Origin of the sequence: Buttiauxella ferragutiae (assembly GCF_022637515.1) — a bacterium.
GTDB lineage: Bacteria > Pseudomonadota > Gammaproteobacteria > Enterobacterales > Enterobacteriaceae > Buttiauxella > Buttiauxella ferragutiae.
The window spans coordinates 1,563,772-1,586,099 of sequence record NZ_CP093332.1 but is presented as its reverse complement, the minus strand read 5'-3'; the positions used below and the strand labels follow the sequence as shown (position 1 = coordinate 1,586,099).

Below are 22,328 nucleotides of genomic sequence, written 5' to 3'. Positions count from 1 at the left end.
TATTAGCTCATCGACTTCACGATGAAAGTGACAACACCGAATACCTCAAGCGCCTCATCAGTACCGAGGTGAATAGGTTTGCAGCCACGATTGCGTGGAATTAATTGCCTGGAGGGCCGGAGTTGTAATTGCCTGACAAAAAACTCACCGTTAATCGCCGCAATCACAATATCGCCATGCGCCGCCGTTCGCGCACTGTCGACCACCAGTAAATCGCCATTAGCGATGCCGCCCTCAATCATCGAATCGTCAGAGGCCCGCATGTAATAGGTGGCAGGATGCTTCATCAGCAATTGGTAAATATCAATGCTCTGTTCTGCATAATCCTGCGCCGGTGATGGAAATCCCCCCATAGTCATGCCCCCGATGTCGTTGATTGACAATAATTAATAGAAACAAACGGAGCCATAAATCCCCACCAACAAATACTGTATATAAACACAGTATTATTTAAATAAGCATCCCGATCAAGTTGCTTACAGGAAGATTCTTATAACAAACTGAAGTCGCGGAAAATTTAGGTGGTAAAAATAAGCGCGCTTCTCTACGGAAGAAATCACCATACAAACTTGCCCTACCGCTTCCGCCCTCACCGTTCTATGCTTAGCGAATGGAGAAAATAGCTGAACTAAAACGTACCAAGCGCCTTGCGCTGTCCTTACTGCTGGTTGCCGCTGTAACGTTTGTGGCCACCCTCTTTTTGCCACCGGGATTTTGGGTTAGCGGTTTAAAAGCTATCGCCGAAGCGGCCATGGTGGGCGCACTGGCTGACTGGTTTGCCGTTGCAGCACTGTTTCATCGCGTACCGATTCCCTTTATCTCCCGCCATACGGCGATTATCCCGCGCAATAAAGACAGAATTGGCGAGAATCTGGGTATCTTCGTGCAAGAAAAGTTCCTCGATACCCAATCCCTTATTGCGCTAATTCGTCGCCATGAACCGGCACAGATGATTGGCCAGTGGTTCAGCAAACCCGACAACGCACAGCGTGTCGGGCAACATCTGTTGCAAGTGATGAGCGGTTTTTTAGACCTGACGGATGACACCCGTATTCAGCGTTTAATCCGCCAGGCCGTTCACAAGGCCATCGATAAAGTCGATTTGACACATTCAAGTGCCCTGCTGCTGGAAAGCCTGACTAAAAATAACCGCCATCAGGAACTGCTCGACTCGGTTATTGCCCAGATGCTGACGCTGATAAAACGTGAAAGCACGCGGGCTTTTATTGCCCGCCAGATTGTACGTTGGCTGGAAACAGAGCATCCACGTAAGGCCAAACTCCTGCCAACAGAATGGCTGGGGGAACATAGCGCCGATCTGGTTTCCAGTGCAGTTAATTCGTTTCTGGATGACGTGAGCCATGATCAGGGGCATCAGATCCGCCAGGCTTTTGATCGCGCGACGTTAAAGCTCATCGACAATCTTAAAAACTCGCCACAAATGGCTGAAAAAGCCGACAGCATCAAAAATTATCTGAAAGAAGATGAGGCGTTCAATCGCTATCTGGGCGAACTGTGGGGGGATTTGCGCCAATGGCTGAAAGTGGACGTCAATTCTGAAGATTCGCGCGTGAAGCAGCGAATTGCAGAGGCCGGGCAGTGGTTGGGCGAAACGCTGATTGCTGACAGTGCGCTACGCACTTCACTGAATGAGCATCTGGAGCAGGCAGTGCAAAAAATGGCACCGGAGTTCGCCATCTTCCTGACTCGCCATATTAGCGACACGGTCAAAAGCTGGGATGCTCAGGATATGTCACGGCAAATTGAACTGAATATCGGTAAGGATTTACAGTTTATCCGCATTAACGGCACGCTGGTTGGCGGTTCAATCGGGTTGGTGTTGTACCTGCTGTCGCAGATACCTGCGGCGCTACCGTTGCTGAATTTATGAAGGGAAGATAAAAAAGCAAACGCCCGCTGATGCGGGCGTTAGGGAAATCTTAGAAAATCAATGGTGTTGTTTCGGCTGGTCGTTGTGACCGACTTTTGAGAAGACGTTAAAGACTTCACCCAATCCATAGATAAGACCGAGGATCACCGCCATAACGATTGGCACCATGACCACGGCAAACACCAAGCTTTTTAGTAACTCTAACATGGATGCCTCCAACAAAAGTGAGAACGAGTATTCTAACGACCTGACAGAAAAACGCACTCTCCTTTTGTGCCATTTGCTCATCCCGCCGCAATAGAAGAAAATGACGTTTTTACTATTGCGGAGCGGTTATGCAGGCTGAAATTTTACTCACGCTGAAACTCCAACAGCGGCTGTTCGCCGATCCACGTCGTATCGCGCTGCTTAAACAAATACAACATACCGGCTCAATTAGCCAGGGTGCCAAACTCGCAGGTATTAGCTACAAAAGTGCCTGGGATGCTATCAACGAGATGAATCAGTTAAGCGACGAGACATTAGTTGAGCGAGCGACCGGCGGTAAAGGCGGCGGTGGTGCAATATTGACGCGTTACGGCGAACGCCTGATTCAGTTGTATGAATTGCTCGCGCAGATCCAGCAAAAAGCGTTCGATGTGCTGCGTGATGACGCATTACCGCTCGATAGCCTGCTCGCCGCGATTTCCCGCTTTTCTTTGCAAACCAGCGCCCGTAACCAGCTTTTCGGCACCGTATTGCATCGCGATAGCGAACAAGTGCAGCAACATGTCGATATTTTACTGGCGGATGGTGCCACACGTTTGCAAGCCGCCATTACGCGCCAGAGCGCCGAACGCCTGGGTTTGAGCGAAGGCAAAGAAGTGCTGGTGTTAATTAAAGCGCCGTGGGTTGAAATCACTACGGATCCTCAACGCGCCAGCGGCGCCGATAACCAACTCACTGGCATTATCAGCAATATTCAGCAAGGTGGCGAACAGAGCGAAGTTCTGGTGCGATTGCCGGACGGACAAACGCTGTGCGCCACGGTTCCTAATAGCGTGGTAGAAATTCAGAGTCTGGTAGAAGGTGCTAAAGTCATAGCATTTTTTAATGCCGATCGCGTGATTATCGCCACTCTGTGCTAAAACCAAACGGTGAATTGACAACAACACAGGCAATCCGTAAATCTGAGTTTAATCACTGCAAAAACTGGGATGGTATATGTCTGTGTTGCAAATATCGCAAGGGGTCTTCCACCTTAGCGACACCCGAACTCTTGCCCTCAATGATTTAACCATTAACGCCGGTGAAAGCTGGGCGTTTGTCGGCGCCAACGGTAGCGGAAAATCAGCGCTGGCCCGCGCACTTGCAGGATCCCTGCCCGTGCAAAAAGGCGAGCGCCAGTGCTCGTTTGCCCGTATTGCTCACCTTTCGTTTGAACAACTACAAAAGTTAGTTAGCGATGAATGGCAGCGTAATAACACTGATTTGTTGAGCCCTGACGAAGACGATACCGGCCGCACCACGGCAGAAATTATTCAGGATGAAATTAAAGATGAAGCTCGCTGCCAGAAACTGGCGCAACTGTTTGGTATTACTCCGTTATTAACCCGCCGTTTTAAGTACCTTTCGACCGGTGAAACGCGCAAAACGCTGCTCTGTCAGGCGCTGATGCCGCAACCTGATTTGCTTATTCTTGATGAGCCGTTTGACGGGCTGGATGTGCAGTCCCGTGAGCAACTCGCTGGGTTATTAGGTGAACTGAGCACCCAGGGCTACACCGTGGTGCTGGTACTTAACCGCTTCGATGAAATTCCTGATTTTGTGCAATTTGCGGGCGTGCTGGCCGATTGTGCGCTGATTGAAGTAGGCAAAAAGCAAAAACTGCTCGAACAAGCGCTGATTGCACAACTGGCCCATAGTGAAAAACTGGTGGGCGTCGCACTGCCGGAAGCAGACGACCCGAGTGCTCGCTACACACTTCCTGTGGATCAGGCGCGTATTATTCTGCGTGACGGCGTGGTGGAATATAACGACAGGCCAATCCTGCACAAACTGTCCTGGACGGTAAATCCTGGCGAACACTGGCAAATAGTCGGCCCAAATGGCGCAGGTAAATCGACGTTATTAAGCCTGGTGACCGGCGATCATCCTCAAGGTTACAGCAACGATCTGACTCTGTTTGGCCGCCGTCGTGGCAGCGGTGAAACCATCTGGGACATCAAAAAGCATATCGGGTATGTCAGCAGTAATCTGCATCTTGATTACCGTGTTAGTACCACGGTGCGCAACGTGGTGCTTTCCGGCTATTTTGATTCGATTGGCATTTACCAGGCTGTTTCTGACCGCCAGCAAAAACTGGCTCGCCAATGGCTGAACATGCTCGGTATGGACAACGCCATTGCCGACGCACCGTTCCATAGCCTTTCCTGGGGCCAACAGCGCCTTGCATTGATCGCTCGGGCGTTAGTGAAACACCCGACGGTCTTAATCCTCGACGAACCTCTGCAAGGGCTGGATCCGCTGAATCGCCAGCTAGTACGCCGTTTCATTGATATTCTGATTGGTGAAGGGGAAACCCAGTTGCTGTTTGTCTCTCACCACGCCGAAGACGCGCCAGAGTGCATCACTAAACGGCTCACTTTTGTGGCTGATGGCGAGGAATATCGCTATCAAATTGACGATTTAGCACCAGCTCAATAACACGACAGGATGATCTTTAAGGTTATGAGCGCGACATGATCCATACAACAAAACACCGGAAACAACTGTTCCGGTGGAAGTAAAAATGGTGTATTGCTTTCGCTATTAAGGCCCGACTTATATTTTCATATCCGCATTAAATATTTTTAAAATCTTTTTGCGAACCGGATAGAAGTATTCCCAGTTTAAAATAGGCACCAGAATCAGCACTCATCATGAAAAATAAAAACACGACAGAAATGAAATAATCAAGCAATGGTAAATATCATATTTACCCACAATTAAATACCAACAGTCAGAAATCAAATAATTAAAAATAAACACTGACTTCTGCCTGTATTTATTTAAACATGTATTTTAGCCTGGGTTTAAATCTGACCTAGCGTTTTTCACGGGAGATGGCAGACGCCGGAAACTTCGGCGGTAGCGTGCCTGAACACAGGCATCTGCCTGTTTTTCCCGCATATATCAGGGAGGTAAATATGTCATTAAAAGGTCTTCGCTTTACCCTGAGCATCGACGGCATCATTGATATGACCGTGGCGGTGACGAAATTCAGTCTGTACCAGCATTTTTCCACCCCCTTCACCCAGGAGGCAGGGTGAGAGCATGAAAAGTATGTTTTTTGTACATCCATAAGTGAAGGATAAATTACAGTCAAATAACGTGTGTTTTATGTGAAAAATTCAATATTTTAGATTTAATTTCCTGCTAAATTTTACATGGAAATACTTTGTTATTATTAAATTCGTAAAGTAATGTTTGAATTATAGTTATCATGGCCTTTCCCTGGGGTGTATATCCATGCACAGAAGAACATGGATACCGAGGTGCTCAACAACCGCACCACCGATGTAAAGGTTGACCACATCGAAACGATTGGTAATAACCAGAGCATTACCGTCGGGCTGGAGCAGACGGTGACGGTAGGTACCCTGGCGATTTAAATCTCGATGAATGGCTTGAAATGCACCCTAGAAAAGGTTTGGCATTTACTACGAAAATTAATGATTATCTTTACTTCATGTCTGGAAAGAGGGATTACAATATCAAATCATCTGACTTCATTATTGTTACCGATAATGGTTTATAGAAAAATCCATTAATAAAATTTTATTTTCCATTTCCCCTCTGATTCGTGGCAATGTCAGATAAGAGAAAATATTCATTTTGTATCTCATAAAAATTAAATATGCGAATCTGATTATGTATCTGATGAATTGAAATCCTTCATGTAACGATTCTATTTTACAGGTAAAAATGGGAATTATAGTTTTGAAATCAGAACCAACGAAGTCAGTATTGTCATAAATGGAGATCATCTTCATTCGCTGTATGACAAAAGTTTAAACAACGGGTTGCCAGCGGATTGAGAATATAACTCCGTATTCTAATCAGAAATAAACCGAAAAATCGCAGATAAATGTAGGAATCACATATGCCTTTCGCCGCAAAACTCACCGACAAAGGAACCCAGCACGATGGTTATCATGAAACCGTCATTACTGCAGGTTCACCAACAGTATTGATTGACGGATTACCTGCCGCTCGTCTGGGAGACCCACTGACTCCCCATGATAAACCCGAATACCCTCTTCATCCCCGTAAAATAGCCAGCGGTTCAGGTGCCGTGTTTATTGATGGTTTGCCCGCTGCCAGAACCGGTGATGCTATTGACTGTGGCGGTGACGAGTTTCAGTCTGTATTTAAGGCAACATTTTATCTTCCAGTAAGTTACAAAGGAAAGTATGAAGTTAAGATTTCCAAAAACATCGAAAACTATAATACTCAAGATAATCGAGTTCGTTAATATAATGCATTAATCAGGAATTTATATGAAAAAGAACACTCTTATAGTTATCATATTTTGTCTTACGTGGCCTGTACTTAATGCTTTTGCAAGTGATGCAGTAGATGTTAAATATAAAATCAACTGGCGTAGTGGAAGTGAGAATTATCAGTCAATGGCTATAGTGAAAAAAAATGAGTTAATGGTTTATAGCGATAACTTAAATAAAAAGACCAGACTTTGGTCTTTCAAAGATGGTGTTTATGATTGTCCTGTAGATGTTGTTTTAGAAGTGGTTGAAAAATCTCTTGAAGCAGTTGATTTGTTTAAAAACGGAGATAGCGTGGTTTTGTTCGCCTACCGGATAGGTTGTGTAGGAGATCCTAGCCCAGTTGACTTTAATTATTTTGCTTATTACAAGGGTGTTCAATACTCTCTCCGCGGTTCGGAAACTATTATTTTTGACGGGCAGCCAATGCTTCGTGATGATGATAAAGGGCCTCAACCAGATTCAAATCTTAAAAATCAGCCATTGATTTATAAATACATGTTGAGTAAGTGGTCACAGATTTCCACCACTCAAAATTAAAAATATCTTGCCCTGCGGGGCAGAGGGATTAGCGCAGCGACTTTCGGATAACCCGCAGCACCCTCGCTATGACCATTTGATTTATAATCATTTTTTCAGCTAATGATTGTCGATGAAACATTAGTGTAAGCGATTCCACTAATTTAGCGCATGTCACACTTTTGACATCTCTGTTATGCTATGTTTATTACATACCATACGCGTAATGGAGCGAAAAATGAGAGTATTGGTAACAGGTGGTAGCGGTTACATTGGCAGTCATACCTGTGTACAACTGCTACAAAATGGCCACGACGTAGTCATTCTGGATAATCTGTGCAACAGCAAACGCAGCGTTCTGCCAGTGATTGAACGCCTCAGCGGTAAACACCCTATGTTCATTGATGGTGATATTCGCGATGAAGCGCTACTGGCAGAAATTTTCCACGATCACCAGATTGATGCCGTGATCCATTTTGCTGGCCTGAAAGCGGTCGGCGAATCGGTTAACAAACCGCTGGAATACTACGACAACAACGTGACCGGCACGTTACGCCTGATTTCAGCGATGCGCGCCGCCAATGTCACCAATTTCATCTTCAGTTCTTCCGCGACAGTTTATGGCGACCAGCCGCAAATCCCTTACGTTGAAAGCTTCCCAACCGGCACGCCTGCCAGCCCATATGGCCGCAGCAAGTTAATGGTTGAACAGATTCTGGCTGACTTACAAAAGGCCCAGCCGAACTGGAGCGTGGCGCTATTGCGTTACTTCAACCCGGTCGGTGCGCATCCATCTGGTGATATGGGTGAAGACCCGCAAGGTATCCCAAACAATCTGATGCCATACATCGCACAGGTTGCGGTAGGACGCCGTGATTCACTGGCGGTCTTCGGGAATGATTATCCAACCGAAGACGGCACTGGCGTTCGCGACTACATTCACGTTATGGATCTCGCTGAAGGCCACGTTGCCGCCATGCAAACACTGCAAGGCAAGCCTGGCGTGCATATCTATAACCTCGGCGCAGGCATTGGTAGCAGCGTGTTGGATGTGATCAATGCTTTCAGCACCGCTTGCGGAAAACCGGTGAATTATCACTTCGCCCCGCGTCGAGATGGCGATCTCCCAGCTTACTGGGCAGATGCCACCAAAGCCGATCAACAACTTAACTGGCGTGTCAGCCGTACTCTGCAAGAAATGGCAGATGATACCTGGCGCTGGCAGTCTCGCCACCCTCAAGGTTATCCAGACTAAGGAAATGTGATGGAGCAGTTTAACCCGGTGGATCATCCACATCGCCGTTTTAACCCACTGACAGGACAATGGATTCTGGTGTCCCCGCACCGCGCTAAGCGCCCGTGGCAAGGGGCGCAGGAAACTCCGTCCAATGAAACTTTACCGGCCCACGATCCGGATTGCTTCTTGTGCCCAGGCAACACACGCGTTACTGGTGACAAAAATCCGCAATATACCGGCACTTTTGTTTTTACTAATGATTTTGCCGCGTTGATGACGGATACCCCAGATGCACCAGCGAGCAACGACCCACTTTTACGTTGTGAAAGCGCTCGCGGCACCAGCCGGGTTATCTGTTTCTCACCAGATCACAGTAAAACCCTGCCACAGCTTTCCGTAAATGCGCTGGAAGAAGTGGTGAAAACCTGGCAAGAACAGACTGCGGATTTAGGCAAAACTTACCCGTGGGTGCAGGTTTTTGAGAATAAAGGCGCGGCGATGGGCTGCTCCAACCCGCATCCGCACGGCCAGGTTTGGGCGAACAGTTTCCTGCCTAATGAAGTGGCGCGTGAAGATGTATTGCAGCGCGAATACTTTGCAGAAAATGGCTCGCCAATGCTGGTCGATTACGCACAACGCGAGCTTAAAGATGGCAGCCGCACAGTCGTCGAAACTGAACACTGGATTGCAGTAGTGCCTTACTGGGCCGCCTGGCCGTTTGAAACGCTACTGCTGCCGAAAACTCATGTACTGCGTATCACTGACCTGACGGCTGAACAGAGCAGTGATTTAGCACTCGCGCTGAAAAAACTGACCAGCCGTTATGACAACCTTTTCCAGTGCTCATTCCCTTATTCCATGGGTTGGCACGGCGCACCGTTTAATGACGAGGAAAATGGTCACTGGCAGTTGCATGCTCACTTCTATCCACCACTATTGCGTAGCGCAACCGTGCGTAAATTTATGGTCGGCTATGAAATGCTGGCTGAAACCCAACGTGATTTAACCGCAGAGCAAGCCGCAGAACGCTTGCGTGCCGTTTCCGATATTCACTTTCGCCAATCCGGAGAATAAAAATGAGTCTGAAAGATAACACCCAACACCTCTTCGCCGAACACTTTGGTTATCCGGCAACCCATACTATTCAGGCTCCTGGCCGCGTTAACCTGATTGGCGAGCACACCGATTACAACGACGGTTTTGTGCTTCCTTGTGCTATCGATTACCAGACGGTCATTAGCTGTGCAAAACGTGATGACCGCATGGTACGCGTGATCGCCGCGGATTATGACAATCAAAGCGACGAGTTTTCACTCGACAAACCGATTCTGAGCCACGACACGCAGCAATGGTCCAACTATGTTCGCGGTGTGGTTAAGCATCTGCAAAAGCGTGATAAAAACTTTGCCGGCGCCGATTTAGTGATCAGCGGCAACGTGCCACAAGGTGCGGGCTTGAGTTCATCGGCATCGCTGGAAGTCGCAGTGGGTACCGTGTTCCAGAAGCTTTATCATCTGGCGCTGGACGGCTCGCAAATTGCCCTAAATGGCCAGGAAGCAGAGAACCAGTTCGTCGGCTGTAACTGCGGCATTATGGATCAGCTGATTTCTGCGTTAGGTAAAAAAGATCATGCGTTGCTGATTGATTGCCGCACGCTGGGTACCAAAGCGGTTTCGATGCCAAAAGGCGTGGCCGTGGTCATCATCAACAGTAACTTCAAACGCACGCTGGTGGGCAGCGAATACAATACCCGCCGCCAGCAATGCGAAACCGGCGCGCGCTTCTTTACGCAGAAAGCGCTGCGTGATGTTGAGTTGTCAAAATTCAACGCTGTGGCACATGAACTTGATCCGGTTGTCGCTAAGCGTGTGCGCCATGTCCTGACCGAAAATATTCGTACCGTAGAAGCTGCCGATGCGCTGGCAAAAGGCGATTTGCAACGTATGGGCGAACTGATGGCTGAATCTCACGCGTCAATGCGCGATGATTTCGAAATCACCGTGCCACAAATCGATACGTTAGTTGAAATCGTGAAAGCCACAATCGGTGATAAAGGCGGCGTGCGTATGACAGGTGGCGGCTTCGGCGGTTGTATCGTTGCATTGATCCCGGAAGATTTGGTTCCTGCGGTACAACAAGCGGTCGCCAAACAGTACGAAGCCAAAACCGGCATAAAAGAAACCTTTTATGTCTGCAAACCTTCGGAGGGCGCGGGCCAATGCTAAAAGAAACACCACAGCTTGCACCGGACGGGCAACCGTTCCGTATCTCCACCCTGCGCAACAGCGCGGGGTTGGTTGTCTCAGTCATGGATTGGGGCGCTACCCTGTTGTCGTGTCGTGTGCCGATGAAAGACGGAAGCGTACGCGAAACGCTGCTTGGCTGCGAAACACCGGAAGATTATCTGAATCAGTCAGCTTATCTGGGAGCAACTGTCGGGCGCTACGCAAACCGGATTGCCAACAGCCAGTTTGAGCGCGATGGCGTCACCATCAACGTGACAGCAAACCAGGGCGCACATCAGCTACATGGCGGGCCAGATGGCTTCGACAAACGTCGCTGGCGTATTGTGCGCCAGAACGAACATGAAGTGCTGTACACTCTCGATTCACAAGATGGCGATCAAGGCTTCCCTGGCGAATTACGTGCAACCGCGCGTTATGCTCTCACCGAAGATAACTGCATTACTGTTGAGTTCCGCGCCAAAACCAGCAAAGCATGCCCGGTGAACCTGACCAATCACGCCTACTTTAATCTCGACGGTAAGCAGAACGATATTCGTCAACATCGCCTGCAACTGCTGGCCGATAGCTACTTGCCAGTCGATAGCAACGGTATTCCACAGGCCGGGCTTAAAGATGTGGCAGGTACCAGCTTTGATTTCCGCACAGTGAAAACCATCGCTGATGATTTCCTGTCTGATAACGACCAGGTGCTGGTTAAAGGCTACGATCATGCGTTCTTGTTACAAGCACAGGGCGATGCCAGCCTGCCAGCAGCACACCTTTGGTCGAGCGACAATCAACTGCAAATGACGGTCTACACCACCGCACCGGCATTGCAGTTTTACAGCGGGAATTATCTGGACGGTACACCGGCAAGGGAACAAGGAACGTACAATGCGTACCAGGGCCTGGCGCTGGAAAGCGAATTCCTGCCAGACAGCCCTAATCATCCGGAATGGCCACAACCTGATTGCTGGTTACAGCCACATGAAGAGTACTTAAGCATTACGGAATACGAGTTCATTCCACTCTAAGTGCCTTGCCCTCCTCCACGGAGGGCAATTCTTCTGCGAATCGCTGGATTTCCCGCCGTTTAGCGACAAAAATATAACAACCATTCACATCCAACTTACACTCCACACTCTTTTTCGCTATGTTAAACGTTTAGCATTGCCGCTCGCCCCTTTGCGGCAATATAATGATAATCGTTATCATTAATCACAGGCTCATTAAGGAGTAAACTATGGCTGTTACTAAGCTGGTTCTGGTTCGTCACGGTGAAAGCCAGTGGAACAACGAAAACCGCTTCACCGGTTGGTATGACGTTGATCTGTCTGAGAAAGGTCAAACTGAAGCGAAAGCAGCAGGTAAGTTGCTGAAAGACGAAGGCTACTCTTTCGACTTTGCTTACACTTCTGTGCTGAAACGTGCCATCCATACTCTGTGGAACATCCTCGATGAACTGGACCAGGCCTGGTTGCCAGTTGAAAAATCCTGGAAGCTGAATGAGCGTCATTACGGGGCGCTGCAGGGTCTGAACAAAGCAGAAACCGCAGAAAAATACGGCGATGAGCAAGTTAAACAATGGCGTCGTGGCTTTGCGATAACACCTCCAGAATTGACGCGTGATGACGAACGCTTCCCAGGCCATGACCCACGTTATGCAAGCCTGACCGATAAAGAGCTGCCGGTAACTGAAAGCCTGGCGTTAACTATCGAGCGCGTAATCCCTTACTGGAATGAAACCATTCTGCCACGCATGAAAAGCGGCGAGCGCGTGATTGTTGCCGCACACGGTAACTCCCTGCGTGCCTTGGTTAAATTCCTTGATAACCTGGGCGAAGACGAAATTCTTGAGCTGAATATCCCAACTGGCGTACCGTTGGTGTATGAGTTTGACGAGAACTTCAAACCGCTGAAGCGCTACTATCTGGGCAATGCTGATGAAATCGCAGCAAAAGCCGCAGCGGTAGCAAACCAGGGTAAAGCGAAGTAATTCGTTAGATGTGAAAAAGGCGTGGTGAAAACCACGCCTTTTTTATTGTTACTGCGTCAAGACTTAGCCGCGACGCGTTTTCACTGCATCAGCCAACTGGCGCAACACAACTTCAGTATCTTCCCAGCCGATACAAGCATCGGTCACGCTCTTGCCGTAGACCAATGGTTCGCCGCTTTCCAGGTTCTGATTGCCTTCAATAAGGTGACTTTCGATCATCACACCGGTGATGGCTTTATCGCCACCAGCGATTTGCTGGCAAACATCGGCGCCAACTTCCATTTGTTTCTTAAACTGCTTGCTGCTGTTGGCATGACTGAAATCGATCATCACCTGTGCAGGCAGGCCTGCCTTCACTAAATCCGCTTTAACCTGAGCGACGTGCTCCGCGCTGTAGTTTGGCTCTTTACCGCCGCGCAGAATGATATGGCAGTCACCATTTCCGCTGGTCGTCACAATGGCAGAATGACCCCATTTCGTCACAGACAGGAAGCTGTGTGGCGCGCCAGCGGCATTAATAGCATCAATCGCCACTTTCATCGTGCCGTCGGTACCATTTTTGAAGCCGACCGGACATGACAGACCCGACGCCAGTTCACGGTGAACCTGAGATTCTGTGGTTCGTGCGCCAATAGCCCCCCAGCTCATCAAGTCCGCCAGATACTGCGGAGTAATCATATCCAAGAACTCACCCGCTGCTGGCAGGCCGGAGTCATTGATATCTAACAACAGCTTACGAGCAATGCGCAGGCCATCGTTGATTTGGAAACTGTTATCCATTTGCGGATCGTTGATGAGGCCTTTCCAGCCCACCGTCGTGCGTGGTTTTTCGAAGTAAACACGCATAACGATTTCCAGCTCACCTTGCAGTTCTTCACGCAATGTCAGTAAACGCGCGCCATACTCTTTCGCCGCTTTGATATCGTGAATGGAGCAAGGGCCGATGACAACCAGCAGACGATCATCATTTCCTTTAAGGATTTTATGAATCGCTTTGCGCGCGCCAGATACCGTTGCAGCTGCTTTTTCAGTGGCAGGGAATTTTTCGAGCAGCGCTACTGGAGGCAAAAGTTCGTTGATTTCTTTGATGCGTAAGTCGTCGTTCTGATAATTCATGATATTTCCGGAAATGGCCTTTAGATTTAGCTTAGTTGCAATCCCTTCAATCTATCGCTTCAAGCCTGAAGTGTAAACGGGCTTTTACACTTCAGGCAGAATATTCCTGAAAACGACCTAAAAGCGGTCAATAAATGGTAAAAGCTCGGTATGACGCTACAATTTTTAATTGTTAACACCAAAAAGTATCATTTTGGCAAAATTGTATTCTGATTAGATTATTAAAGTTGGCAGGTATCACCGATAGAAATAATTTAATCCGAATAGGACCTGTGCACTGTTGGAAGAAGTTATCCAGCAATAACGACCATAACAGGAGCATCATGATGAATAAATTAACCACTCTTTTCCTGACAGCAACCCTCACTCTTGCCAGCGGCGCAGCTTTGGCTGCCGACACCAGCGGCATGAATAACGGCCAGGCTAATGCTGGCGCTGAAGCAGGCCAGGTTGCACCTGGCGCGAATCAGAACATAGCCCCGAAAGGCGTTGATAACAGCAATATCAACAATAGCGGCACCATGCTCCATCCAAATGGCTCAACCAGTAATAGCGGTTTGACCAGTGATGGAATGAGCAAGGATGAAATTCATAAAAATTCGATGTGTAAAGACGGTAAATGCCCGGATACCAACCAAAAGGTTGAAACCGGCAGCGGCAATGATGTGAACAGCAAAGTGGACGGGACTTCACAGTAAAATCAGCCAGCTGAAAAAACCAGGGGAGCTTAGGCTCTCCTTTTTTATAGGTTTTATTCAATAAGTTGATCAGCTTTAGTGGTTATAATTAGCGCATTGTTGCTTTTCAAATACTGAGAAATCATGGCGCATACACATCAACATTCTTCGGGTGATTCCAACTCCAAACGTCTGTTCTGGGCATTTTCCATCACGGCGCTATTTATGGTGGCGGAAGTCATCGGTGGGGTGATATCAGGGTCACTTGCCTTACTTGCTGATGCAGGGCATATGCTGACTGATGCGGCAGCGCTGCTGGTCGCGCTAATGGCGGTGAAATTTGCCCGTCGTCCGCCGAATGCCCGTCATACCTTCGGTTGGCTGAGGCTGACCACGCTTGCCGCATTTGTGAATGCGATTGCCTTAGTGGTGATAACGATCTTGATCGTCTGGGAGGCGATAGAGCGTTTTTATCAGCCGCAGCCGATTGCTGGCTGGACCATGCTGATCATCGCTTTTGCCGGGTTACTGGCGAATCTATTTTCGTTCTGGATTTTGCATCGCGGAAATGAAGAAAAAAATATCAACGTGCGTGCTGCTGCTCTGCACGTTATGGGAGATTTGTTAGGTTCGGTGGGAGCTATCGCTGCGGCGCTTATTATTTTGTGGACCGGTTGGACGCCAATTGACCCTATTCTCTCAATACTGGTGTCATGCCTGGTGTTGCGCAGCGCGTGGAATTTACTAAAAGAGAGCGTTAATGAGTTGCTCGAAGGCGCACCAAACGCCATTGATATCCCCGTTTTGCAGCGCAAGTTAATCAGAACGATTCCCGAAGTCCGCAACGTTCACCACGTGCATATCTGGCTGGTCGGTGAAAAACCGTTAATGACGTTGCATGTTCAGGTGGTGCCACCGCACGATCACGACGCCCTGCTGGAACGCATCCACCATTTTCTGAAAGATGAATATCAGATTGAACATGCCACGGTACAAATGGAGTATCAGGTTTGCCACGGTCAGGACTGTGATTTACATGAGCATGACCATCACGGCCATGCTCATCACCACCACTAATTAAGACAGTGCGCGTGAGCCGCGTTCACGCGCGCTGTTGATCCACATGCGGCTACCGTTGAGCGCAATAAACGTCAGAATCAAATATTCGAGTGACATCGCATAGACGCCTTGCAAGGCAAAGATAACCACACTGATCATGTTAATGATTACCCACAGCAGCCAGTTTTCGACGTATTTGCGGGTCATCAGAATCATCGCCACAATCGACAGTACCATCATGCAGGAGTCCCAGAATGGGAACGCATCGGGCTGAAGCTCTGGCATCGTCACATTCAGGCCCATGGCCTGCATCGCGGTAACCGCAGTTCGGGTCAGGACAGCAAAGACCGGATCGATAAATACCGTCATCAACCCAATCGCCCCCACACAAATTGCAATCCAGGCAAATGCTTTGGGCAGAGGTAACCAACGAATATGGAGAGCGGTTTGATTTTCACTCGTCTGTCTCGACCAGGCATACCAACCGTAAATATTAGCCGCAAAGAAAAACAACTGTAGTAACAGGCTTGCGTAGAGTTGGATTTGGAAGAAAATAATCGCAAATAGCGTAACGTTAATTAAACCGAATGCGTAATTGCTGATTTTTTCTAAACTAGCCAACCAGATACATAGCAAACCCGCCACGGTTCCAATCGCTTCAATCCACGATAAATCATACCCACCCGTTCCGATGGGAATGTGGACCAAAATATTCTGCGTGCTTAAAAAATCCATATTCGCTCCTTGGGGTTAAATTCCTTACGCGTTACCCTTAATATTACGTCGTAATTCAGCAGCAAAATCGAGCATTCGATTTAAAGGCACCAGTGCGCCCTCACGCAACGCAGCATCAACATGAATCTCATGTTCTGCTCCACCCTGCTCCAGCCCTTCAGCGATGGCTTTAAGGCCGTTCATCGCCATCCACGGGCAATGTGCACAAGTACGACAGGTTGCGCCTTCACCTGCGGTAGGCGCTTCAAACAATTCTTTATCCGGACATTCCTGCTGCATTTTGTAGAAAATACCGCGGTCAGTGGCCACGATCAGTTGTTTATTTGGCAATGTTTGAGCGGCGGCGATGAGCTGACTGGTTGAACCGACAGCATCTGCCAAATCCACTATGGCTTGCGGCGATTCGGGGTGTACCAGAATAGCGGCATCCGGATAGAGTGCTTTCATGCGCGTTAGCGCCTGGGTTTTAAACTCGTCATGTACAATACATGCCCCCTGCCAACACAACACGTCTGCGCCAGTTTGCTTCTGTACATAACTTCCCAGATGTTTATCCGGTGCCCAAATAATTTTCTCGCCAAGACTGTCGAGATGCTCAATTAATTCGACTGCAATACTCGATGTCACGACCCAATCAGCACGCGCTTTTACCGCTGCGGAAGTATTAGCATAGACCACCACTGTGCGATCAGGATGTTGATCGCAGAAGGCGTTAAATTCTTCGATTGGGCAGCCGAGATCCAAAGAGCACTCGGCGTTCAGCGTTGGCATCAGGATAGTTTTTTCTGGGCTCAGGATTTTCGCGGTTTCACCCATGAAGCGAACCCCTGCCACCAACAACGTGGTAGCAGGATGATTTGCTCCAAAACGTGCCATCTCGAGGGAGTCAGAAATGCAACCGCCAGTCTCTTCAGCCAGAGCCTGGATTTCGGGGTCGGTATAGTAGTGAGCCACCATCACAGCATTCCGCTCTTTCAGCAGACGCTTGATTTTCTCACGGTAAAATTGCTTTTCATCCGCGCTCAAAGGCTGTGGTTTAGGTGGGAAGGGATAAATTGCTGTTTCTGGATCGAACATTACGCTCATAGTGCTTTCTCGTTTGCCTGACTTAACCAAATTAGCACTATTCTGATAAAGACTGACCAGAAATGGCTAAGGTTGTTTTATATGCTAAACAAGATAGCGAATTATAGGTGAATTGTCGTGGGGAATTTATTTTCAACTCGGAATTGCAGATAGCAAAAAGGCGCCTTTGGTGGGGCGTGCAGGATATCACTCGCCTTATCCAGAGACTCGCCCTTCGGGTCACCGCAAGCGGTGATGCAAAATCGTTCCCGACGATTTTGTCGAACCTGCAGCAGGTTCAAATCCTGCCCGAATCGCGTATAGCAGAAAGGCGCCTTTAGGGCGCCTTTCTACATTGGTGGGGCGTGCAGGATTCGAACCTGCGACCAATTGATTAAAAGTCAACTGCTCTACCAACTGAGCTAACGCCCCGAATGGTGGGTGATGACGGGCTCGAACCGCCGACCCCCTCCGTGTAAAGGAGGTGCTCTACCAACTGAGCTAATCACCCAAACTTCGGTACTACTTTAAAAATTGGTGGGGCGTGCAGGATGACTCGGCCTTTGGCCTCACCCTTCGGGTCGTTGCTAAAACAACGCTGTTTCGCTTTCGCTCAACTCGAACCTGCTGCAGGTTCAAACCCTTCACGACTCACTGACTTCGCACTACATCCATAATTGGTGGGGCGTGCAGGATTCGAACCTGCGACCAATTGATTAAAAGTCAACTGCTCTACCAACTGAGCTAACGCCCCGCAATGCGGTTTACTACTTCTTCAAACTCTTCACGACTCACTGACTTCGCACTACATCCATAATTGGTGGGGCGTGCAGGATTCGAACCTGCGACCAATTGATTAAAAGTCAACTGCTCTACCAACTGAGCTAACGCCCCGCAATGCGGTTTACTGCTTCTTCAAACTCTTCACGATTCACTTACTTCGTACTGCTTCGAAATTGGTGGGGCGTGCAGGATTCGAACCTGCGACCAATTGATTAAAAGTCAACTGCTCTACCAACTGAGCTAACGCCCCAATTTCGTGTCACTTTCGGTTTGTTTGATATCCCTTGGCAACGGCGGCATATATTACTGATTTAAGATTTTGACGCAACAAGAATTTCGATCAAGATCACCTAATGGCTCGCGTTTCGTTCGGCTTGACCAGAAAAACAGCAATATCTGGTCAGGCCGCACTCACTACATCGCATTCAGACGTTTTTGCGCCTGCTTTGCGCCGTCGGTATTTGGGAACTGTTTGATCACTTGTTGGTAGACAGCTTTCGCTTTGGCGGTATCGCCTTTGTCTTGCATGATCACACCGACTTTAAACATTGCATCCGGGGCCTTAGGAGATTTTGGGTAATTTTTCACCACAGAGGCAAAATAAAACGCCGCATCATCCTTTTTCCCCTTGTTGTAATTCAACTGACCGAGCCAGTAATTAGCATTTGGCTGATAAGTTGAATCTGGGTACTTCTTAATAAAACTTTGAAATGCCGCGATAGCTTCGTCCTGGCGGGACTTATCCTGCACCATGGCAATAGCTGCATTGTAGTCACTGTTAGCGTCACCACCTTGCGCAGGGGCTGCTGCTGCAGGTGTCTGAGCTGCCGCACCGGCATCAGGTGTTGCCGCTGCAGCGGCACCCTGATCGGTACTGCCTGCCGCTTGTCCTGCCGCAGCACCACTGCCGAGGCTGTCTATCTGCAATAAAATTTGCTTCTGACGCTCCACAACCTGATTCAACTGGTACTGGTTTTCCTGAATTTGACCACGCAGGGAATCAATATCATTTTGGTTATCAGAGAGTTGTTGCTGAAGTTGGGTTAAGAGTTGACTGTGAGCGTTAGAAATACGCTCGAGTTGAGTGACACGGTCTTCGACCGAGCCTGAGCCGACACTACTGATTGGCGCCTGAGCAGTAGCGGCCCAAGGGGCCGCTATGCCAACCAGTAACGACAGACTCAACAAGTGATGTCTGAGGTTACTGTTCATACTGTTCTCTTAGTAAACCAGAACGGCACGACGGTTTTTAGCGTAAGCCGCTTCGTCATGACCCAGTACTGCTGGTTTTTCTTTACCGTAAGAAACGATGGAGATCTGGTCTGCAGAAACGCCTTTACCTTGCAGGTACATCTTAACAGCGCTAGCACGACGCTCACCCAGGGAAATGTTGTATTCCGGAGTACCACGTTCGTCCGCATGACCTTCTACAGTCACTTTGTAAGATGGGTTGCTACGCAGGAAGTTAGCGTGCGCATCCAGCATTGCAGCGAATTCAGAAGAAACATCATATTTGTCCAGACCGAAGTATACGATGTTGTTCTGTTGCAGCTGTTGCATCTGCAGGCGAGCCTGTTCTTCAGATGACATGTTGCCATTGCTACCGTTAGCGTCCATACCAGTGCCGGCGCCCAGCATACCTTCGCCGCTCTCGTTGTTGGCGCTCTTGTTAGAACTACACGCAGCGATTGCCATAACAGGCAGTGCCAGCATCAGCCCTTTCAGCACTTTGTTCAGTTGCATTTCTTTGATCCTTTAATATTTTATTATCACAGATACGGCGACCAGGCAGGGAATTTAACCTGACCATCGGTTGCCGGAAGACGCGCTTTGAAACGCCCATCTGTTGAGACCAGATTCAGCACAGATCCCATCCCCTGAGAAGAGCTGTAGATTACCATCGTGCCGTTAGGTGCCAGACTTGGCGTTTCATCCAGGAACGTTGACGATAAAGTTTGTACGCCACCCGCTACCAGATCCTGTTTGGCGATATGTTGTTGCCCACCATTGGAGCTCACCATCACCATAAACTTACCGTCGGAACTCACATCTGAATCCTGGTTCTGAGAACCTTCCCAGGAAATACGTTGTGGAGCACCGCCATTTACATTCACTTTGTAAATCTGAGGACGACCAGCCTGATCGGAGGTGTAAGCCAGGTTCTGGCTATCCGGGAACCAGGTTGGTTCAGTGTTATTGCTACGTCCATCAGTCACCTGACGAATCTGGCCAGAGCCAATATCCATTACATACAGGTTCAAGCTACCGGTTTTCGACAATGCGAACGCCAGTTTGCTGCCATCTGGAGAGAAGGCTGGCGCACCGTTATGACGTGGGAAAGAAGCTACCTGACGCACTGCGCCATTTGCCAGAGTCTGGATAACCAGCGCTGAACGGCCACTTTCAAACGTTACATAAGCCAGTTTGCTACCATCTGGAGACCAGGCTGGTGACATCAACGGCTGCGGAGAACGGTGAACCACAAACTGGTTGTAGCCATCGTAATCAGACACGCGCAGTTCGTATGGGAACTGGCCGCCGTTAGTCTGCACAACGTAAGCGATACGCGTACGGAATGCACCTTTGATACCTGAAAGCTTCTCAAACACTTCGTCGCTGGCGGTATGACCGGCATAGCGAAGCCACTGTTTGTTCACTTTGTAGGAGTTCTGAGCCAGTACAGTACCCGGTGCGCCAGAGGTATCAACCAACTGGTAAGCAACGGTATAGCTGCCATCACCGTTTGGTGTGACCTGGCCGACGACAACGGCATCAATACCCAGAGCGGTCCACGCTGCCGGTTGCACTTCCTGGGCGGAGCCAGGCTGCTGCGGTAAACGTGAACGATCCAATGGATTGAATTTGCCACTGTTACGTAAATCAGCAGCAACGATGCCACCAATATCTTCTGGTGCAGCACCTGGGCCTGCCCATTTGAACGGCGCAACACCAATTGGACGTGCTGAGTCAACCCCTTGGGTTATCTCAATACGAACTTCTGCGTGCAGTACTGCTGCCCACAGCATTAAAAAACTTAATGCAACTCGAAATGCCTGCTTCATCATATCTCCCTTATCTGGACCCACAGCCCACGATAATTTAGCAGAATGTTAACAAACTCAAATACACAAAACTACCAAAACTCTGTGACACAGCCTGGTTAGTTTTCCCCACTTTCGCGAGGAAAATTTTACTATGGCTTAAAGTCGATAGGCGCGTTTTTGAAAACTTCATAAACGTCCTGGCTAGGCGGTTTCGGAATCTTCGCCAGTCGTGCCGCCGCAATGGCAGCCTGACAAAGTGCCGGATCGCCACCTTCTGATTTGATATCAAGTAATAGGCCATCAGGAGCCAGTTTTATGCGCAATGTGCAAGTCTTGCCGCTAAAGGCAGGATCCTGGTAAAACTTGCTTTCAATTGCTGCTTTTATCTGCCCTGCGTAACCATTGATCTCAGCACCAGTAGCGCCATTTTTTTTATTATTCCCTTTTCCGGCAGCCGCAGCGCTATTACCTTGCGCCCCAGCACCCGTTTTCGGTGCATTCTTACCTGAGCTCAGGTCGCCGAACAGATCGTCAACGCCTGCAGCTGCTGCTTTATCGGCAGCGGCCTTATCAGAAGCTGCTTTTTTCTTAGCATCCGCAGCGGCTTTCTTATCAGAAGCGGCTTTTGCAGCAGCAGCCTTTTCAGCCGCGGCTTTATCCGACGCCGCTTTTTCTGCAGCGGCAGTTGCTGCAGCTTCTTTTTTGGCAGCCTCAGCAGCGGCTTTCTTCTCTGCATCTTGCTGAGCTTTCTTCTCTGCATCTTGCTGAGCTTTCTTCGCTGCTTCTTCCGCAGTTTTCTTCTCAGCTTCTTGCTGCGCTTTTTTAGCCGCAGCCACAGCTACTGCAGCAGCTTTCTTCTCAGCATCAGCCGCTTTTTTAGCAGCCTCTTCAGTCGCTTTCTTCTGTGCATCCGCAGCCGCTTTCTTCGCTGCGTCTTCCGCAACCTTCGCCTGAGCATCAGCTTGAGCTTTGGCATCTGCTTTAGCTTTCGCTGCCGCGGCTTCTGCTTGTTTCTGTTGCTCTTGCGCTTCTTTGGCTGCTTCTTGCGCTTGTTTCTGCTGTTCTGTTTGCTGCTTCGCTTGTTCCTGCGCTTCCAGGCGTTCTTTCTCCAGAGCTTTCAGACGCTGTTGTTCAGCAGCCTGTTTTTCCTGAAGTTCTTCAGCCTGTTGTTGCGCTTGTTTCTCGCGTTGCTCTGCTGCACGTTTGCTACTCGCCTGCTGTTGCTGTTCACGATTGTACTGCTGAACAACTGCACCTGGGTCGACCATGACCGCGTCAATAGCCGAACCCCCACCGCCACCAGCACTACTGGCGTCGATGTTCTCGTCAAACGAACTCCAAATCAGGACTGCAACCAAAATGATATGCAGGATCACTGAGACGATTATCGCGCGCTTGAGCTTATCGTTTTCTATGGTTGCCTTTGACACTATCGGTTCCCAAATATCGCGAGATGGA

At 48.8% G+C, this 22,328-nt stretch carries 21 protein-coding genes, 5 tRNA genes, 2 other RNA genes and 2 pseudogenes; 14 read left to right on the top strand and 16 right to left on the bottom strand.

Annotation, left to right across the window (positions count from 1 at the left end):
- Positions 1 to 2: 2 nt before the first annotated feature.
- On the bottom strand, positions 3 to 353 hold the full coding sequence (umuD, locus tag MNO13_RS07245; protein WP_064544926.1) for a translesion error-prone DNA polymerase V autoproteolytic subunit: 351 nt from the start codon (positions 351 to 353) through the stop codon (positions 3 to 5).
- A 257-nt stretch (positions 354 to 610) separates the two neighbouring features.
- Here umuD and MNO13_RS07240 point away from each other — a divergent pair, with 257 nt between their 5' ends.
- Positions 611 to 1,891 (top strand): DUF445 domain-containing protein, encoded by a 1,281-nt coding sequence (locus tag MNO13_RS07240; protein ID WP_064544924.1) that lies wholly within the window; start codon positions 611 to 613, stop codon positions 1,889 to 1,891.
- A 57-nt stretch (positions 1,892 to 1,948) separates the two neighbouring features.
- On the opposite strand, the gene MNO13_RS07235 is transcribed toward MNO13_RS07240, so the two are convergent.
- On the bottom strand, positions 1,949 to 2,098 hold the full coding sequence (locus tag MNO13_RS07235; protein WP_064544922.1) for an AcrZ family multidrug efflux pump-associated protein: 150 nt from the start codon (positions 2,096 to 2,098) through the stop codon (positions 1,949 to 1,951).
- A 128-nt stretch (positions 2,099 to 2,226) separates the two neighbouring features.
- On the opposite strand from MNO13_RS07235, the gene modE reads away from it, so the two are divergent.
- The 11 genes and pseudogenes from modE (at position 2,227) to gpmA (ending at position 12,391) form a co-directional block, all read left to right on the top strand.
- Positions 2,227 to 3,018, top strand: coding sequence for a molybdenum-dependent transcriptional regulator (gene modE / locus MNO13_RS07230; RefSeq protein WP_064544920.1), 792 nt, complete (start codon positions 2,227 to 2,229; stop codon positions 3,016 to 3,018).
- Between the two features lie 76 nt (positions 3,019 to 3,094).
- A complete protein-coding gene (gene modF, locus MNO13_RS07225) occupies positions 3,095 to 4,576 on the top strand; it encodes a molybdate ABC transporter ATP-binding protein ModF (protein WP_064544917.1) in 1,482 nt (493 codons plus the stop codon).
- Positions 4,577 to 5,058: 482 nt separating this feature from the next.
- Positions 5,059 to 5,181, top strand: coding sequence for a hypothetical protein (locus MNO13_RS24315; protein WP_277881150.1), 123 nt, complete (start codon positions 5,059 to 5,061; stop codon positions 5,179 to 5,181).
- Positions 5,182 to 5,370: 189 nt separating this feature from the next.
- Positions 5,371 to 5,511 (top strand): annotated as a pseudogene (locus MNO13_RS24310) (bacteriophage T4 gp5 trimerisation domain-containing protein); the annotation flags it as partial.
- Positions 5,512 to 6,014: 503 nt separating this feature from the next.
- Positions 6,015 to 6,263 (top strand): annotated as a pseudogene (locus MNO13_RS07220) (type VI secretion system PAAR protein); the annotation flags it as partial.
- Between the two features lie 148 nt (positions 6,264 to 6,411).
- A complete protein-coding gene (locus MNO13_RS07215) occupies positions 6,412 to 6,954 on the top strand; it encodes a M949_RS01915 family surface polysaccharide biosynthesis protein (protein WP_241939686.1) in 543 nt (180 codons plus the stop codon).
- Between the two features lie 217 nt (positions 6,955 to 7,171).
- Positions 7,172 to 8,188, top strand: a complete 1,017-nt coding sequence (galE, locus tag MNO13_RS07210) for a UDP-glucose 4-epimerase GalE (protein ID WP_064544914.1) — start codon at positions 7,172 to 7,174, stop codon at positions 8,186 to 8,188.
- Between the two features lie 9 nt (positions 8,189 to 8,197).
- Positions 8,198 to 9,244 carry a galactose-1-phosphate uridylyltransferase gene (gene galT, locus MNO13_RS07205; protein WP_064544913.1) on the top strand — a complete coding sequence of 349 codons (1,047 nt, stop codon included), beginning with the start codon at positions 8,198 to 8,200 and terminating at the stop codon, positions 9,242 to 9,244.
- Positions 9,245 to 9,246: 2 nt separating this feature from the next.
- Complete coding sequence (galK, locus tag MNO13_RS07200; protein WP_064544911.1) at positions 9,247 to 10,395, top strand: galactokinase; 1,149 nt, start codon at positions 9,247 to 9,249, stop codon at positions 10,393 to 10,395.
- The gene (gene galM, locus MNO13_RS07195; protein WP_064544909.1) at positions 10,389 to 11,429 is read left to right on the top strand and encodes a galactose-1-epimerase; all 1,041 of its coding nucleotides are present in this window, start codon (positions 10,389 to 10,391) and stop codon (positions 11,427 to 11,429) included. Before galK ends, galM begins: the two co-directional genes overlap by 7 nt.
- 209 nt (positions 11,430 to 11,638) lie before the next feature.
- Positions 11,639 to 12,391: a 2,3-diphosphoglycerate-dependent phosphoglycerate mutase gene (gpmA, locus tag MNO13_RS07190; RefSeq protein ID WP_133521945.1), complete on the top strand. Its 753-nt coding sequence runs from the start codon at positions 11,639 to 11,641 to the stop codon at positions 12,389 to 12,391.
- 63 nt (positions 12,392 to 12,454) lie between these two features.
- Here the strand turns inward: gpmA and aroG are convergent, their stop codons facing one another.
- Positions 12,455 to 13,507, bottom strand: coding sequence for a 3-deoxy-7-phosphoheptulonate synthase AroG (gene aroG, locus MNO13_RS07185; protein ID WP_064544904.1), 1,053 nt, complete (start codon positions 13,505 to 13,507; stop codon positions 12,455 to 12,457).
- A gap of 320 nt (positions 13,508 to 13,827) precedes the next feature.
- On the opposite strand from aroG, the gene MNO13_RS07180 reads away from it, so the two are divergent.
- Together MNO13_RS07180 and zitB are read left to right on the top strand one after the other, a co-directional pair.
- Positions 13,828 to 14,205 (top strand): YbgS-like family protein, encoded by a 378-nt coding sequence (locus tag MNO13_RS07180; protein WP_064545107.1) that lies wholly within the window; start codon positions 13,828 to 13,830, stop codon positions 14,203 to 14,205.
- 123 nt (positions 14,206 to 14,328) lie between these two features.
- A complete protein-coding gene (gene zitB / locus MNO13_RS07175; protein WP_064544902.1) occupies positions 14,329 to 15,261 on the top strand; it encodes a CDF family zinc transporter ZitB in 933 nt (310 codons plus the stop codon).
- Here the strand turns inward: zitB and pnuC are convergent, their stop codons facing one another.
- The 13 genes from pnuC to tolA all read right to left on the bottom strand — a co-directional run bounded on the left by pnuC (position 15,262) and on the right by tolA (position 22,300).
- A complete protein-coding gene (pnuC, locus tag MNO13_RS07170; RefSeq protein WP_121815202.1) occupies positions 15,262 to 15,978 on the bottom strand; it encodes a nicotinamide riboside transporter PnuC in 717 nt (238 codons plus the stop codon).
- A 24-nt stretch (positions 15,979 to 16,002) separates the two neighbouring features.
- Positions 16,003 to 17,064, bottom strand: a complete 1,062-nt coding sequence (nadA, locus tag MNO13_RS07165) for a quinolinate synthase NadA (RefSeq protein ID WP_241939685.1) — start codon at positions 17,062 to 17,064, stop codon at positions 16,003 to 16,005.
- A 167-nt stretch (positions 17,065 to 17,231) separates the two neighbouring features.
- Positions 17,232 to 17,368, bottom strand: a non-coding RNA gene (locus MNO13_RS07160) — RtT sRNA.
- 31 nt (positions 17,369 to 17,399) lie between these two features.
- Positions 17,400 to 17,475, bottom strand: a tRNA-Lys gene (locus tag MNO13_RS07155).
- A gap of 3 nt (positions 17,476 to 17,478) precedes the next feature.
- Positions 17,479 to 17,554, bottom strand: a tRNA-Val gene (locus MNO13_RS07150).
- A 24-nt stretch (positions 17,555 to 17,578) separates the two neighbouring features.
- A non-coding RNA gene (locus MNO13_RS07145) (RtT sRNA) lies at positions 17,579 to 17,705 on the bottom strand.
- 16 nt (positions 17,706 to 17,721) lie between these two features.
- Positions 17,722 to 17,797 (bottom strand) — tRNA-Lys (locus MNO13_RS07140).
- 64 nt (positions 17,798 to 17,861) lie between these two features.
- Positions 17,862 to 17,937, bottom strand: a tRNA-Lys gene (locus MNO13_RS07135).
- Positions 17,938 to 18,000: 63 nt separating this feature from the next.
- Positions 18,001 to 18,076, bottom strand: a tRNA-Lys gene (locus tag MNO13_RS07130).
- 164 nt (positions 18,077 to 18,240) lie between these two features.
- Entirely contained in the window at positions 18,241 to 19,038 is a 798-nt protein-coding gene (cpoB, locus tag MNO13_RS07125; RefSeq protein ID WP_064544888.1) for a cell division protein CpoB, read from the bottom strand.
- A 9-nt stretch (positions 19,039 to 19,047) separates the two neighbouring features.
- The gene (gene pal, locus MNO13_RS07120; protein ID WP_064544887.1) at positions 19,048 to 19,569 is read right to left on the bottom strand and encodes a peptidoglycan-associated lipoprotein Pal; all 522 of its coding nucleotides are present in this window, start codon (positions 19,567 to 19,569) and stop codon (positions 19,048 to 19,050) included.
- Positions 19,570 to 19,595: 26 nt separating this feature from the next.
- Positions 19,596 to 20,888: a Tol-Pal system beta propeller repeat protein TolB gene (tolB, locus tag MNO13_RS07115; protein ID WP_064544885.1), complete on the bottom strand. Its 1,293-nt coding sequence runs from the start codon at positions 20,886 to 20,888 to the stop codon at positions 19,596 to 19,598.
- Positions 20,889 to 21,019: 131 nt separating this feature from the next.
- Positions 21,020 to 22,300 (bottom strand): cell envelope integrity protein TolA, encoded by a 1,281-nt coding sequence (gene tolA, locus MNO13_RS07110; RefSeq protein WP_241939684.1) that lies wholly within the window; start codon positions 22,298 to 22,300, stop codon positions 21,020 to 21,022.
- Between the last annotated feature and the right edge of the window lie 28 nt (positions 22,301 to 22,328).